The sequence below is a fragment of the Parabacteroides massiliensis genome (assembly GCF_900155425.1).
Lineage (GTDB): Bacteria > Bacteroidota > Bacteroidia > Bacteroidales > Tannerellaceae > Parabacteroides > Parabacteroides massiliensis.
Map to the genome: position 1 here is coordinate 1,243,600 of NZ_LT700191.1, position 15,227 is coordinate 1,258,826.

The 15,227-nt window shown below is 44.5% G+C and carries 11 protein-coding genes and 1 pseudogene; 10 read left to right on the plus strand and 2 right to left on the minus strand.

The genetic code is table 11. From position 1 onward, the window contains the following. The first annotated feature begins 2 nt into the window (after window positions 1-2). Complete coding sequence (locus BQ9893_RS16215) at window positions 3-1,013, plus strand: NAD-dependent epimerase/dehydratase family protein (protein WP_075966899.1); 1,011 nt, start codon at window positions 3-5, stop codon at window positions 1,011-1,013. Between the two features lie 51 nt (window positions 1,014-1,064). Here the strand turns inward: BQ9893_RS16215 and BQ9893_RS16220 are convergent, their stop codons facing one another. After that, window positions 1,065-1,850, minus strand: coding sequence for a head GIN domain-containing protein (locus BQ9893_RS16220; RefSeq protein ID WP_075966900.1), 786 nt, complete (start codon window positions 1,848-1,850; stop codon window positions 1,065-1,067). Window positions 1,851-1,978: 128 nt separating this feature from the next. Here BQ9893_RS16220 and ahcY point away from each other — a divergent pair, with 128 nt between their 5' ends. Continuing rightward, on the plus strand, window positions 1,979-3,397 hold the full coding sequence (ahcY, locus tag BQ9893_RS16225; RefSeq protein WP_075966901.1) for an adenosylhomocysteinase: 1,419 nt from the start codon (window positions 1,979-1,981) through the stop codon (window positions 3,395-3,397). Between the two features lie 65 nt (window positions 3,398-3,462). Beyond that, window positions 3,463-4,248, plus strand: a complete 786-nt coding sequence (locus BQ9893_RS16230; protein WP_075966902.1) for a class I SAM-dependent methyltransferase — start codon at window positions 3,463-3,465, stop codon at window positions 4,246-4,248. A 634-nt stretch (window positions 4,249-4,882) separates the two neighbouring features. Here BQ9893_RS16230 and BQ9893_RS16235 read toward each other — a convergent pair. Next, window positions 4,883-5,878: a PD-(D/E)XK nuclease family transposase gene (locus tag BQ9893_RS16235; protein WP_075966903.1), complete on the minus strand. Its 996-nt coding sequence runs from the start codon at window positions 5,876-5,878 to the stop codon at window positions 4,883-4,885. 204 nt (window positions 5,879-6,082) lie between these two features. On the opposite strand from BQ9893_RS16235, the gene BQ9893_RS16240 reads away from it, so the two are divergent. The 7 genes and pseudogenes from BQ9893_RS16240 to BQ9893_RS16270 all read left to right on the plus strand — a co-directional run bounded on the left by BQ9893_RS16240 (window position 6,083) and on the right by BQ9893_RS16270 (window position 15,227). After that, entirely contained in the window at window positions 6,083-9,718 is a 3,636-nt protein-coding gene (locus tag BQ9893_RS16240; RefSeq protein WP_075966904.1) for a glycosyl hydrolase 2 galactose-binding domain-containing protein, read from the plus strand. 327 nt (window positions 9,719-10,045) lie between these two features. Continuing rightward, window positions 10,046-10,260 (plus strand): annotated as a pseudogene (locus tag BQ9893_RS22450) (hypothetical protein). A gap of 360 nt (window positions 10,261-10,620) precedes the next feature. Beyond that, on the plus strand, window positions 10,621-11,196 hold the full coding sequence (locus BQ9893_RS16250) for a DUF4254 domain-containing protein (protein WP_075967410.1): 576 nt from the start codon (window positions 10,621-10,623) through the stop codon (window positions 11,194-11,196). Then, window positions 11,196-12,230, plus strand: coding sequence for a glycosyltransferase family 9 protein (locus BQ9893_RS16255; protein WP_075966905.1), 1,035 nt, complete (start codon window positions 11,196-11,198; stop codon window positions 12,228-12,230). Before BQ9893_RS16250 ends, BQ9893_RS16255 begins: the two co-directional genes overlap by 1 nt. A 47-nt stretch (window positions 12,231-12,277) precedes the next feature. Then, a complete protein-coding gene (locus tag BQ9893_RS16260) occupies window positions 12,278-12,994 on the plus strand; it encodes a glycosyltransferase family protein (RefSeq protein ID WP_075966906.1) in 717 nt (238 codons plus the stop codon). Window positions 12,995-13,002: 8 nt separating this feature from the next. Beyond that, entirely contained in the window at window positions 13,003-14,469 is a 1,467-nt protein-coding gene (locus BQ9893_RS16265) for a glycosyltransferase (RefSeq protein ID WP_075966907.1), read from the plus strand. 56 nt (window positions 14,470-14,525) lie between these two features. Then, entirely contained in the window at window positions 14,526-15,227 is a 702-nt protein-coding gene (locus BQ9893_RS16270; RefSeq protein ID WP_075966908.1) for a glycosyltransferase family 32 protein, read from the plus strand.

Below are 15,227 nucleotides of genomic sequence, written 5' to 3' on the forward strand. Positions count from 1 at the left end.
TTATGAAGAAGATATTGATTACGGGGGCCAGTGGCTTTATTGGCGGTTTCCTGGTGAAGGAGGCACTTGAGCGGGGATATGAAACCTGGGCGGGTGTGCGTTCGACAAGCAGCCGTGCTAATTTGCAGGATGAACGGATTCATTTTATCGATCTGAAATATTCCGACCGCGAGTTATTAACCGCCCAATTAAGCGATTTTGTTCGTGAAAATGGTCCCTGGGATTATGTGATCCATAATGCCGGATTGACAAAGACGCTTGATAAAAGAAACTTTTACCGTATCAATGCTCAGAATACGGCTAACCTGATCGAGGCACTTGCCGCATCGGGTTGTAAACCGGAGAAATTCCTCTTGATGAGTAGCCTGAGCAGTTACGGACGTGGGGATGAGAAGACATTCCGCCCGATCTCATTGGATGATCCTCAACTGCCCGATACGGCCTATGGGAAGAGTAAATTGGAAGCGGAAAATCATTTGCGGCATCAGTCTTATTTTCCGTATGTGATCCTGCGTCCGACAGGGGTGTATGGACCGGGCGAGAAAGATTACTTCATAGAGATAAAAAGCATAAAGTCCGGTTTTGATTTTGCAGTCGGATTTACGCCCCAACGCATTACTTTTATATATGTGAAAGACTTGGCTACTGTCGCTTTTCTTGCCTTGGAGAATGAAGCTGTCCGAAACCGCCACTATTTTGTGGCGGATGGTGATGTCTATACGGACGAATCGTTTGCCCGGATGATACAGGAAATCCTGCAGAAGAAACATGTCTTGCATGCTCGTATACCGATGGGGCTGGTACATGTCGCTTGTCAAGTATCCGAGTGGATAGGGAAACTGCTGAAAAAAAGCATGACTCTGAATACGGATAAATATATAATCCTGAAACAGCGTAACTGGATTTGTGATGTTACACCGCTTCAGGAAGAATTGGGCTTTGTCCCGGCTTATCCGTTACATCGTGGTCTGGAAGAAAGCATCGAATGGTATCGGAAGGAAGGTTGGCTATAGGTCAGCTCCTTTCAAGGCGATCCGTGTTTAAAGGGCTGTATCGAAATCCCTTTATTTTACTTCTTCGACGGTTCCTTTGCCGATGACTTTCTCTTGTACGGCTGTCGGGCCTTTGTAGCGGATGTTCCCTTTTCCGATAACTGTCGCTTTCAGGTTGTTGGTCGGATGGATTTGAGCGGAACCTTTCCCTGCGATCTTACAGTTTACTTCAGGTACAGCCACTCCGAAAGCCATGATTTCACCGTCGGTCGTGATGCTGTAGTCCGCTTCTTTGGCACTTCCTGCTTTCAGATTGATCGTGCCGGAACCGTTAATGCTGCATTCCAACTTGTCGGTTTTTAGCTCATTCACAACCATATTGGCGCTACTGGACACATTCAAGTCGAGTTTGCCGACTTCAACTTTTTGTTTCAACTGGATAAGACAGTTGGAATTGGCGTTGATTTTCAATTCGTCACCTGTCAGTGGGCTGTTAGCCATGAAGTTGGCATTGCCGGAAGCTTTTACCTCTTTCAACCATTTGGAGTTGGTCTTGACGATGAATTTGGTGAAATGGTCAACTTTCACTCCTTTAAACCCGACGGTCAGGACACGGTCTTTGATGTCGATGCTCACATACGGATGCAGGTTCTCATCTACGGTTATTTCAATGTGCGGAGTAGATTCCGACTGCTCGTAGTTGAAGTCGATCACCCCGTCGAACTTAATGGAATTGAAGTCGTCGATTGTTATTTTCTTGGTAGAGAGTTTTCCGCTTCCTTTCACATGGTCTGCAGCTTGGACGTTGAGAAACATTCCTATCAGGAAAGCGATCATTAATAAACCTTTTGTTTTCATATGTCTGTCTTCTTTATGTTATACGAAGGAACGCATTTATTGTACTTGGGTTACAAATGTAGAAAATTTTGCATGAAAGTCGGAGGTTTTTATGTAAATTTGCAGTATTAACATTTTAGTATCAATTTATGTCACAATTATTTCCAACTAATCTGCCTTATAAAGTAGCAGATATGGGTTTGGCTGAATTCGGTCGTAAAGAAATCGAGATCGCCGAACACGAAATGCCGGGACTTATGGCACTTCGTAAGAAGTATGCCGATCAGAAACCTCTGAAAGGAGCTCGCATCACCGGCTCACTGCACATGACGATTCAGACCGCAGTGTTAATCGAAACATTAGTTGCGTTGGGAGCAGATGTTCGCTGGGCAAGTTGCAACATCTTCTCTACACAGGATCATGCCGCCGCAGCCATCGCTGCCGATGGTGTTCCCGTTTTCGCTTGGAAAGGTGAAACACTGGAAGAATACTGGTGGTGTACCGACATGGCACTCCGTTTCCCCGACGGCAAAGGTCCGCACATGATTGTGGATGACGGTGGCGACGCATCCCTGCTGGTCCATATGGGTTACCGCGCAGAGAACGATGCCGAAACGATCAACCGCAAAGGTGGCAATCACGAAGAACAAGTTATCTTGGATACTTTGCACCGTATCCTGGCTGAAGACAATACCCGTTGGCACCGCACGATTGCCGAAATGAAAGGCGTTTCCGAAGAAACGACTACCGGCGTACACCGCCTGTACCAAATGATGGAAAAGGGCGAACTGCTGGTTCCGGCTATCAATGTCAACGACTCCGTTACAAAATCGAAATTCGACAACCTGTACGGTTGCCGTGAATCACTGGCCGATGGCATCAAGCGTGCTACCGACGTGATGATCGCCGGCAAAGTCGTGGTGGTTGCCGGATATGGCGACGTAGGTAAAGGCTGTGCCCACTCCATGCGTTCTTACGGAGCCCGTGTCCTGATCACGGAGATCGACCCGATCTGCGCCCTGCAAGCAGCCATGGAAGGCTTCGAAGTGACAACGATGGAAGAAGCCGTCAAAGAAGGTAACGTTTTCGTTACGACCACCGGTAACTGCGACATCATCACCATCGAACATATGGCCCAGATGAAAGATCAGGCCATCGTTTGCAACATCGGCCATTTCGACAACGAAATCCAGGTCGACAAACTGGTGAACTATCCGAACATCAAGCACACCAATATCAAACCACAAGTCGACAAGTACACATTCCCGACAGGCAATTCTATCTTCCTGTTGGCAGAAGGCCGCTTGGTGAACTTGGGTTGCGCGACCGGCCATCCTTCTTTCGTAATGAGCAACTCCTTCACCAACCAGGTCTTAGCCCAGATGGATTTGTGGACAATGCCTTACGAAGTAGGTGTCTACCGCTTGCCGAAACGTTTGGACGAAGAGGTAGCACGTCTCCACCTGGAGCGTATCGGCGTCAAACTATCCAAATTGACGCAGAAGCAAGCCGATTATATCGGCGTACCGGTTGAAGGACCTTATAAAGCCGAACATTACAGATATTAATATATCTGAGGGTGTGCCCAAAAATATGATAACTTTTTGCACACCCTCATTTTTATTTTGTAGATATGCAAAAAAGACACGCTGACAGACAACTATATTTCAACGAACAAAGTATTACGACACAAAAATATGTAATACCTTTTATTGAAAAGCATAAACCGATAACGGCGGATTCTCATATTCTTGAAATCGGTTGCGGTGAAGGAGGAAACATAAAACCCTTTCTGGATCTCGGTTGCCAAGTAACAGGCATAGATATCAACGAAGGCCAGATTGCGATCGCAAAAGAGATTTACAGCGCACATCCCAACAATAAAAACCTGACACTGATCTGCGAGGATATCTACAAAGTAACCGAACTGCACAACAAGTTCGATATTATCATCATCCGGGATGTGATAGAACACATCCCAAACCAAGAATTATTCTTGCCTTTCATAAAAAGGTTCTTGAATGCCTACGGTGTTATTTTTGTTGCTTTCCCCCCTTGGCAGAATCCATTCGGAGGTCACCAGCAGATTTGCAATAACAAGCTCTTAAGCCATTTGCCTTGGTTTCACCTGTTACCTCGTCCCATATATAAAAAAGTACTGGAATGGGGAAATGTCAACCCTGGAGGACTTTTGGAAATCAAAGATACCGGTATTTCGTTGGAGCGTTTTCTCTCGATCGTGCACAAGGAGAAGTACCGTATAATCGAAGAAGTTCTCTATTTCATCAACCCGAATTACGAAACAAAATTCAATCTGCCTCCCCGAAGACTATGGAAATTCCTGAATATTCCATATATCCGTAATTTCTATACAACCTGCGGATATTATATTTTGGATTACCCGCATCAGCATTTATAAGAATGCCATTCGTTTCCTTATGCACGCTCTATGATGTCCTGAAGGATGACATCATAGAGCGTGCATAAGGAATGTGGCTTTCACCTTTTTCAATCGTTTTTCAGCAAAAATCAAGTTCATATAGTCTTAAAAATCATATTGACCGACATGATCTTGTAAATAACGATAAAAAAATTTTATTATTTGTGATATAATATGTTCCTTTGTACCGAAAGATAGTTGTGGAGGCTTAAAGTTCATCTATATGCCCTCCACCCTTAACTATGGGAGAGCCAAAACCTTAACAGAAAACAAAACTTTAACTACAATGTTTTGTACGGGTATATAAATCAGGGGACGCCTTGATCCCCGTTTTTTCTCGTTATTGTTTCTACATATGTGGGCTCACTCGACAAATCCTGCAAGCCATCACAAGCAAGCTTTCTGTAAGAGATTCAGGCCTTTATGGCCATGAAGACGGTCGTTATTGAGATGAAGACGGTCATCATTGCCGTGAGATGCCGAGACCGTCTTCGTGGGAAAAAACACTGCACCTCACGGCAAGAAGACCTTTTTTTAAGGAGAAAAGCCTGGATTTAATACAATTGACAAAAGATGTGCTTCTTTGTTAAATAAACAATATTATACAATATGTTTACATCTTTTTGAGATCTTCTATGGAGAGCCCCGTACATTGGGCAATCAGTTCCGGGGCAATATGGTTTTGCATCATGGCCCGGGCAGTTTCAAGTTTACCTTCTTTTATGCCTTCTGCGAGCCCTTCTGCGAGCCCTTCTGCCATTCCTTCAGCTTTGCCCTCTGCTTTACCCTCTGCTTTACCTTCTATCTTGCCTTCTATTCTACCTTCCATTCTGCCTTCTATTCTGCCTTCTATTCTGCCTTCTATTCTGCCTTCCATTCTACCTTCTGCTCTTTCAGTGAAGATGTTATCCCGTAGGATTACGATATTATCCAGATGTCGGTAATAAGCATTTAATTCCTCTTTTGTCATTTTGTCAAGTTTTAAACGTTCTCGTGCTTCTTCCAGTCCGGGAGCAGAGGCTGTCTCCGGAATTTCTCCGGTGTTCAAATAGTAAATCCACTCTTCAAGTGGGCTTTTCGCAACCAGGTTAAAGTCATTTACTTTCAGAATGTAATATTCGGGATAGAGTTGGCTGACCTTGTCGACATTGAATGTTTGCCTCTGGAAAGGAGTCAGTTCGAGCAAATCGCCGTTGTGTATGCCTATGAATTCGGTCTTCCCGTGATAGACCGTGTCTTTGCCATTGCCCAAGTGAAAATAGACGATGTTTATGCTATACACCTTGCGGACCTTTTCATACTCTTGTCCGCGATTTATGTATTCGGTTACTAATTTGGAAACTCCAAACAACATTCGTTGGAAATAGGCATATTCATTATTGTTTTGGACTTCGATCAAGATAAGTTTGCCTTTGGAGTCTTCGGCAAGAATGTCTACCCGGTTGTATTTGTCGAACTCTTCTTCCTGATTGCTTTCACTTTCCAATAATTTCTGTATGACAATCTTTTCATTCAAAAGAGTGGTCAGAAAACCTTCCAGTACTCCGAAATTAGCTTTGTTACGCAAAAGGCGTTTCATTGCCCAGTCAAAACGAATGTAATTACTCATATATAATGTTCCTTTCTTGATCTATACAAGCAAAGATACTCTATTTATGGTATGAATCAAGTGTTTTCTTGTTTCATTTTCATAACGATTAAAGTTATTACTGAAATATAGCGGTGGAATTAGTTTTTTCCGTAAGTTTGTGCAAACTTCTTTTCAAGAGGGGTTAAGGCGTTCAAAAAGCACAAAATCAAGCAAATTTCATATATGAACACTTTTAATGAACAGAAAAAGAGCACTCGCGTCCTCTCCCTTTGCGGGGCGGCGATGGCATCGTTGATCCTTTGGGGATGTAGCGGGGCCGGTGCGACGGCCGACAAATCGTTTGAACGGTCGGATTATTACACACGCGGTATCGGGCAGTATCCGGGTAGTCCGAAGGAAGATTTCTCTCCTTCATTGGTTCCGGACCATTCAACTTACCGGAATATAGCCCTTCTGCGTTCGGCTTTTGCCTCTTCCAGCCATGACTACAATCTGGTAGCGCAATTGGCTACAGACGGTCTTGTTTCCGACAAGCAGCCGCAGTATTTGAACTTGTCGACGCCCGAAGGTGATGTCCCGAGACGGGAACGCGAATGGATGATCGACGAAGGTCCTTATTCACGGAATACTTTTACCGGAGAAGATACTTATTTTCAGTTTACATTGGCGAACTATAGCAAAACGGTCGGAAAACTCTCTTTGGTAGGAACGGTCGTTTATGATGATAAGGTTTCGAAAGGCGGATATGAAATCATTTGCCAGGGCTCCAACGATGGGCAGAACTGGACGGAAATAGGAAAACTGAGCGGTAACGGACTGCCGGGTAAAGCATTGTCTTACCGTGTTCCGGTGACCGATCCGAACAAGCAGACCGATCAGACGACGACTATGCCGGTACGTAAATTGGAAGAGACGATAACTTTTGATAAAGAAGCCGCCTATTCTGCTTACCGCGTACTGTTGAGGATGACGGGTGCCCATGACTGGGTGTTTACGGAGGCGAACTTCCAGAATAAGGACGGGCTGGTGGAAATGAAGCCGTCCCAGTTCTTCAATAGCGCTTGGATGAGCGCAACGACAGGTGAAGAATGGTTGTATGTGGATTTGGGCAGCCAGTCTGAATTTGACAAAGTGAACCTACACTGGATCAATAAAGCCGTGAAAGGGAAGATACAGGTGTCGGACGATGCCAAATTGTGGAAAGATGCAGCCGAGTTGCCGGGTGGTGACGGGTTGAACGATGAGATCGCCCTGAACGGCAAGCAGCAGGCTCGCTATGTGCGTGTTTTGATGCAACAGCCGGCGAACGACAGCCGTTATATCCTGAGCGAAATAGAAGTAATGGGTAAAGGCGGTCTGGTTGCCCGGCCTGTGGCTTCACCTGCTGCATCAAAAGGGGAAATGAACCTTTCCGGCGGTAACTGGAAATTGCAACGCGCTTCTGAAGTGGCTGTTTCGGGCGAAGAAATCTCGACTCCGGAGTTCAAGCCGGAGAACTGGATCGTGGCAACTGTGCCGGGAACAGTATTGAGCAGTTACAAGAATATCGGGGCCATTGCCGATCCGAACTATGCGGACAACCAGTTACAGGTATCCGAATCTTTCTTCTGGTCCAACTTCTGGTATCGTGACGAGTTTGAAGTACCCGAGGGATTCAAACAGGATCGCCTGTTCCTGAATTTCGACGGTATCAACTGGAAAGCAAATGTCTATCTGAACGGGAAGAAACTGGGCCGTATCGAAGGAGCCTTTATGCGGGGTAAGTTCGATGTGACAGATCTGGTTGTTCCGGGCAAGAATGTGCTGGCCGTAGAGATTATCCGAAATAATCATATCGGGGCGATCAAGGAAAAGAATAAACAGAGTACGGACTTCAACGGTGGAATCTTAGGAGCTGATAACCCGACGTTCCATGCAACGATCGGTTGGGACTGGATTCCGACGGTTCGTGGTCGCAATATCGGTATTTGGAACGATGTCTTCCTGACCTCAACCGGAAAAGTGACAGTTGCCGACCCGCTTGTTACGTCTGTCCTGCCGTTACCAGATACGACTTCTGCTACATTGACGGCCGAGGTAATCGTGAAGAACCACGATGCCAATACGGTAAACGGCACGTTGGAAGGGAAGGTTGGAGATATCACCTTCCGGCAGCCGGTCTCCTTGGCGGCCGGCGAGGAAAAGACGGTCGTTTTCGATGTCAAGGATTTCCCGCAACTGAAGATGGAGAACCCACGCTTGTGGTGGCCTAAAGGGTACGGAGAGCCGAACCTGTATGATGCGAACTTTACGTTCAAGATCGAGGATACCGTTTCGGACGCGAAAGACTTCAAGGTCGGTATCCGCCAGATGACGTTTAATGAAGACAACCAGATATTGAGTCTCTTTGTCAACGGCCGACGCTTTATCGGTCGGGGAGGAAACTGGGGCTTCAGTGAATCCAACCTGAACTATCGTGGTCGCGAATATGATATTGCTGTGGCTTACCATGCCGATATGAACTTTACGATGATGCGTAACTGGGTCGGCATGATCGGCGATAAGGAACTCTATGAAGCCTGTGACCGCCACGGTATCATGATCTGGCAGGACTTTTGGCTGGCAAATCCGGCCGACGGCCCCGATCCGTATTACCCTGAAATGTTTATCGCCAATGCGGAAGACTATGTAAAACGGATTCGTAGCCATGCTTCCATTGCTCTTTATTGCGGACGTAACGAAGGTTTCCCGCCCGAACAGATCGACAAGGCGTTGCGCCGTATCATCAAGGAAGACCATCCGGATATCCACTATATCTCCAGCTCGGCTGACGATGTGGTGAGCGGTCACGGTCCGTACCGTATGCTCCCGGCAAAAGAGTATTTCACGCTGAAGACCGGCAATGATAAATTTCATAGCGAACGAGGCATGCCGAACGTAATGACCTACGAAAGCATGCTCCGTACCTTCTCGCCGGAAGGAATCTGGCCGCAGGATAACGAATGGGGCATGCACGACTATACACGTGAAGGGGCACAGGGCTGTACTTCTTTCAATGAGATCATTGCAAAAGGATATGGCGAGCCGCAAAATGCGAAAGAGTTTGCCAGCCTGGCACAGTGGGTGAACTATGACGGCCACCGTAGTTTGTTCGAGTCCAGAAGCCAGAACCGCAAAGGTCTGCTGATGTGGATGAGCCATTCTTGCTGGCCTTCTATGGTATGGCAGACGTATGATTATTATTTCGAGCCGACTGCCGCCTATTTCGCGATCAAAAAGGCTTCCGAACCGCTGCATATCCAGTGGAATCCGGCAACGGATGAGGTGGAAGTGGTCAATTACAGCGCCGATACGCGTAAAGGCCTGACGGCAAAAGTCCAAATACTGAATATGGATGCATCCGTGGCTTGGGAAAAAGAAGCGACTGTCGATAGCAATGAAGATACGACCAACAAATGCATCAAGCTGTCATTTCCGGCTGACCTGTCGAAAGTCCATTTCATCAAAATGGTCCTGACCGAAAATGGAAAAGTCGTTTCCGACAACTTCTATCACAGAAGTTTGGAAGAAAACAACTACCAGGACCTTCGCCAGTTGGCAAAGGTCGCTTTGCAGACCACGACAACTGTGGATAAGAATGCAGACGGGACCTGGAGCGCCGTGTCCGTTGTCGAAAACAAGACTTCTACGCCGGCTTTGATGATCCGCCTCAATGTAGTCGGAAACAAAGACGGCCAGCAGATTCTGCCGGTATTCTATTCCGACAACTACTTCTCTTTGCTTCCGGGCGAAAAGAAGGAAGTCCGCATGAGCTGGAAGGATGAAGATACCAGAGGCAATGAAGGCGAAGTCTTGATTACCGGATATAACGTGGAATAATATTATAGGTCGGCGACGAAAGACGTGCAAAGTACCTTTATCACGATCCTTTAGGCACAGATTTACACGGATAAATTCCGTGTAATCCGTGCCTAAATTCTACTTACTAATAGGCAGAATTTTGTTTCGACACACCTCCTGTCATATTCTTTTCCTGACAAAAAAATAGGGCAACCGCACCAAAAATCATAAGGGGAACTCAATCCTTGTTTTATCTATCATAACCATCATGGGTAAAAATCAATAAGATATTATATATCAGTATTCTATCAAATTACAGATATACTCTGATGCTGATACAAAATATATAAATAGACTCGTTTTTTCATGAATACAAGCTACTCTTTTACAAAAAACAATTTGAAAAGTTTCTTCAGGCCCGGGTAGCGGGACACGGGAGATCCGGGTGTGGAAGATGTGGAGACCCGGGTGTGGAAGATGTGGAGATCCGGATCTTGATGAAACCGAAACAGGGATGTAGAGCTGTTTATCTGCCTTGTCCGAGGAGGTTTTATGCACTGTTTCCGATTATAATTAGGTAGAATACCTGCTTTTTTAACACAATAGTCCCTTATGTTTGCTAATGACCATTTTGGTTCAATAGAATATAAATATCATATTATCAGCGATATAGATAAAATTATAGACTGAGAACATGATAGTTGCACGATAGCAGCATGATAGTTTAAAGCAGGAACTATCATGCTTTAAGCCGTTGAACAATAGTGCATAAAGGAAGAAAATGATAGTATGATGGTTATTTTGCGGAAAACCTTTACTGACAAAATGATATTTGATCGTGATTTTGGCGCGGTTGCCTGGACAAAAAAAAGCGATATGCTGAAAGGATAAAAAAACTTGCTATCTTTGTACGTTTGTATTTACTAAGTAATTTGAACTGTATGAGTTTCAGCGAGAAGTGTTGCCGGGTTTTTGAGCAGGCTACGAATGCGTATCATATCACTAATCATATAGATGCTACGGTACATAATCCCTATGAGGTGAAGAGTATCGAGTTTTATCTTTATTTGAAGAATTGGATTGATGCCGTGCAGTGGCATATGGAAGATCTCATACGTGGCACTTCCATCGAACCGGTTGATGCATTGGCAATCATGCACCGTATCGACAAGTCGAATCTGGATCGTACAGACCTTGTGGAGTTAATAGACAGTTTCTTTCTCGATCAATATAAAAATGTGAAGGTGCAACCGGATGCTACCTTCAACACAGAGAGCCCGGCTTGGGCAATCGACCGCCTTTCCATCCTGATTTTGAAAATCTATCATATGCGACAGGAAACAGAAGCATCGGATATTACATCCGAGTATAGAGCAAAATGCGAAAAGAAGCTGAAAATCCTGTTGGAACAAAAAAAAGACCTGTCCATTGCTTTGGATCAACTGCTGGCTGATATCAAAGCAGGACGTAAACATATGAAGGTCTATAAGCAAATGAAAATGTACGATAAGAAATAATGGCGAAGATATTAGTAATACGGCTCGCTGCGATTGCCGACGTGGCGATGACGCTTCCGATCATCTATTCCGCAGCCAAAGCTAATCCGCAAGATTCGTTTACGGTGCTGACGCAGGCGTTTATGATGCCGGTATTCATGAACCGGCCGTCTAATCTGGAAGTGATAGGTATCAGCACTAAAGGGGCGGAGAAAACACTACTCGGTCTTTTGCGATTTACCTCTGCTTTGGTGAAGTTCGATTACGACATTATCTTGGACTTGCAGGATGTGATCCGGACTTGGATTATCTGCGCCGCTTTTCGGTTAAAAGGCAAACCTATCTACGTTCTGGATAAAATCAGAAAAAGATATCCTCCGCTTATGCGTAGGGAAAATAAGAAGCTGGAACCGCTGCCGACCGTTATCAAGCGGTATGCTGATGTGTTCCGTGCGGCAGGATTGGCCTATATCGAGTCTTTTACTTCTTTGTTTGAATCGCGACCTGCAGATTTGTCGAAAATGGAAGCTATTGCCGGAGTTAAGACTGGAAAATGGTTAGGTGTCGCTCCTTTTGCCCGTTATCAGGGTAAGGTATATCCGATTGAAGAAATGGAGCAGGTTGTGGCTATTCTTTCTAAAAGAGAAGACTTGACTTTATTCCTGTTCGGAGCGAAAGGGTATGAAGAGGCGGTATTGGAAGATTGGGCTTATCGCTATCCACGTGTAAAGAATGTGGTGGGTAAATATACGCTTGATAATGAATTGGCGTTAATTAGTCAGTTGGACCTGTTGCTTAGCATGGATTCGGCGAATATGCATTTTGCATCGTTGGTCGGGACTCGTGTGTTGTCCATATGGGGGGCAACACATATTTATACAGGTTTCTATGGCTATCGGCAACGTCCGGAGGATGTGATCGAGTTGCCGTTGCCTTGTCGTCCCTGTTCGCAATTTGGACAGAGAGAATGTTACAGAGGAGACTGGGCCTGCTTGACGCAGTTGCCGGCAGAAAAGATCGTGTCCCGTGTGCAAGCCGTCTTGGAAGAACAATAGCAGGCTGTGAATATAGATTCAGAGAGTGAAATTTAAAAAGAAGGAAAATGAAGCAATTACATATCATTACCCCGGTGAAAGATTCGATAGAGCTGACTTTACAGACAATCGAGTCGATTCTGTCATCTGATTTTACGGTTCCTTATCACTATTGTGTATATAATGACTTCAGCACGGATGAAAATACGGTGCGTCTTCGTGAAGCCTCCGAGAAGATGGGCTTCGAACTGATTAACCTGTCAGACCTGACCGATCATCCTTCTCCCAACTATCTTCTGATCCTTCAGGCTGCACAGCAAAAAGCGATTGCTGCCGATGCCGGGCTTTTGATTGTCGAATCAGACGTGATCGTAAAGAAGCATACATTGCAGTCGTTGTTCGATGGCGCTTTGACACGTCCGGATTGTGGCATCGCTGCCGCCGTAACAGTCGATGAACAGGAAAATATCAATTATCCGTATTTATATGCCAAAGGTAAGGAGGGCAAAGTCTTTCCAGAGAAAAAGCATTTGAGTTTCTGTTGCTCCCTGCTGACCGTGTCTTTCCTGAAAGCTTTCGATTTCCATCAACTGGATCCGGAAAAGAACTGGCACGATGTGACAATCTCGCATCGTTCTCTGGAAAAAGGATTCACAAACTACCTGTTTACAACGTTGACCGTATGGCATCGTCCGCACGGCAGCCGTCCCTGGAAACAACTTAAATATACGAATCCCTTGAAGTATTACTGGTTGAAGTTTACAAAAGGGCTCGATAAAATCTGATTGGCTTTATGGAAAATTCGCCGTTGGTTTCGGTTATCGTACCCGTGTATAACATGGAGCAGTATCTGGGTGAAACGCTTGATTCGGTATTAGCTTCGGATTATCCGTCCTTTGAAGTGGTCGTTATGGACGACGGCTCAAAAGATGCTTCGTTGGAAATTGCAAAAGAGTATGCCCGGAAAGATCCACGGGTAAAAGTCCACACTCAACCGAACGCCGGAGCTTGTGCTGCCCGCAACCATGCAATAGCATTGGCGGAAGGGGAGTTGATTCTTCCGGTTGATGCGGACAATACTATTACTCCGGATTTTATCCGTAAGGCTGTTGAAATAATTATACAGGATGAAGATATAAAAGTCGTGAGTCCGCGTGCCGACTTTTTTGGTGATCGTTCCGGAGAATGGGTTTTACCTCCTTTTTCCTTAAACCTATTGGCACGGAAGAATATCATGGATACTTGTGCTTTATACAGGAAGTCGGATTGGAAACGGGTAAATGGATATTGTGAGGAAATTATAGCCCGTGAGGACTGGGAGTTTTGGATATCGGTATTGAAGGATGGTGGTAAGGTGGTAAAGCTTCCAGACATATCTTTACACTACCGGATAAGAAACAGTTCTAAACGTGTAACGGATCGTTCACTGAAAAAACATGTGATAGACATCTTGAATAAACGTCATCCTGAGTTTTTCGAGCGGGAATTGGGCGGCCCTCTAAGGTATAGGAGGACTTGGTCGAAGTTGATAAATAAAATATATCGAATATTCCATCCCCGTGTCGTATTTGTAAATGAAGTGTATGCAGACTTTTTCTCTTTTATAAAAGTTCTTCCTGTCTATTTCAAGAATGGTGAAGGAAGGGTTATTTATAAAGGACGTAATGAATTGCGTGAGTTCAGATATAAAGGGGTGGATTTGGTAGTAAAATCTTTCCGTAAGCCGAATTTGATTAATCGGATCGTTTATGGTTTGTTTCGTTCTTCCAAAGCGCAACGTTCGTATGAATATGCAAAAATGCTGTTACAATCAGGAATTGGAACACCTCAGCCGGTAGGTTATTATACCGAACGGTCTGGGTTGTTGTTCACACATAGCTATTATGTCAGTTTAAAATCCGAATGCCCATATACCTATTATGATTTAATGAAAACCGATTTCCCTGGTCAGGAACAAATACTTCGTGCGATTGCCCGCACGACGGCTGCCATGCATGAACATGGTTATTTACATAAGGATTATTCTCGTGGAAATATACTGTTTAAGGAAACGGATGGAGGTGTGAAAGTCGAAATCATTGATTTAAACCGGATTCGTTTCATGGAGATTGGGATGGAGGCCGGTTGCAAAAACTTTGAACGCTTGCCGGGTACACAGGAAATGTTTGCTGTCCTTGCGGATGAATATGCGAAAGCGAGAGGGTTCGATTTTTGTAAATGCTTTCAATTAATGAGGCTGTATGCAGGAATAGAAGAATAAAAAGAGTTTGAAGAATAATACACGGTTATAGTGTTAACTAAAAAGAGAGTGATGTTATGGTACCTAAAATAATCCATTTGTGTTGGTTTAGTGATGATCCTTATCCAGTAGAGATAAAGATATGTTTGAAAAGTTGGGAACGTGTGTTGCCGGACTATAAGGTTAGGATTTGGAATTATGCAGACGCTCAATCTATCGGTTGCCGGTTTATAGATGAAGCGTTGGCAGCTAAGAAGTGGGCTTTTGCTGCGGATGTAGTTCGTTTCTATGCTATCTATAAAGAAGGAGGCGTCTATATGGATAGTGACATATTGGTTGAGAAACGTTTTGATTCATTCATTCCTGAAAAAGGTTTTGTCTCTTTTAATGAATATGCTGGAGAGGAGATTCGTCTGCAGGCTGCATTTCTAATAGGTGAAAAGGGAAATCAATATTGCAAGGATATGTTTGATTATTATAATCAACGCCCTTTTCTTTTGCCGGATGGTTCTTTTGATCTAAAAATTTCTCCTGTGATAATGGTTGAGATTGCCAGAAAAAAAGGATATAAGGCCGAAGATACAGAACAACATTTGGAAGATAATATCGTTATTTATCCAGGTTATAATGTTTCTCCGTGTAAGAAAATGAGATTTTCTGAAGCCTTCGCACATCATCAGGTATATGGTAGTTGGAGGAAACATAAATTGGGAAGAAAGATAGAACGTTTATTGAAGCATATCATTGTTTTGGTTCGTTTTTCATTGTTTAAACGATAA

What these genes read in the sequence shown, in the direction of transcription:
- BQ9893_RS16240 (WP_075966904.1), top strand. Translation starts at nt 6,083, where the DNA reads ATGAACACTTTTAATGAACAGAAAAAGAGCACTCGCGTCCTCTCCCTT.
- BQ9893_RS16255 (WP_075966905.1), top strand. Translation starts at nt 11,196, where the DNA reads ATGGCGAAGATATTAGTAATACGGCTCGCTGCGATTGCCGACGTGGCG.
- BQ9893_RS16260 (WP_075966906.1), top strand. Translation starts at nt 12,278, where the DNA reads ATGAAGCAATTACATATCATTACCCCGGTGAAAGATTCGATAGAGCTG.
- BQ9893_RS16215 (WP_075966899.1), top strand. Translation starts at nt 3, where the DNA reads ATGAAGAAGATATTGATTACGGGGGCCAGTGGCTTTATTGGCGGTTTC.
- BQ9893_RS16230 (WP_075966902.1), top strand. Translation starts at nt 3,463, where the DNA reads ATGCAAAAAAGACACGCTGACAGACAACTATATTTCAACGAACAAAGT.
- ahcY (WP_075966901.1), top strand. Translation starts at nt 1,979, where the DNA reads ATGTCACAATTATTTCCAACTAATCTGCCTTATAAAGTAGCAGATATG.
- BQ9893_RS16265 (WP_075966907.1), top strand. Translation starts at nt 13,003, where the DNA reads ATGGAAAATTCGCCGTTGGTTTCGGTTATCGTACCCGTGTATAACATG.
- BQ9893_RS16270 (WP_075966908.1), top strand. Translation starts at nt 14,526, where the DNA reads ATGGTACCTAAAATAATCCATTTGTGTTGGTTTAGTGATGATCCTTAT.
- BQ9893_RS16235 (WP_075966903.1), bottom strand. Translation starts at nt 5,878, where the DNA reads ATGAGTAATTACATTCGTTTTGACTGGGCAATGAAACGCCTTTTGCGT.
- BQ9893_RS16250 (WP_075967410.1), top strand. Translation starts at nt 10,621, where the DNA reads ATGAGTTTCAGCGAGAAGTGTTGCCGGGTTTTTGAGCAGGCTACGAAT.
- BQ9893_RS16220 (WP_075966900.1), bottom strand. Translation starts at nt 1,850, where the DNA reads ATGAAAACAAAAGGTTTATTAATGATCGCTTTCCTGATAGGAATGTTT.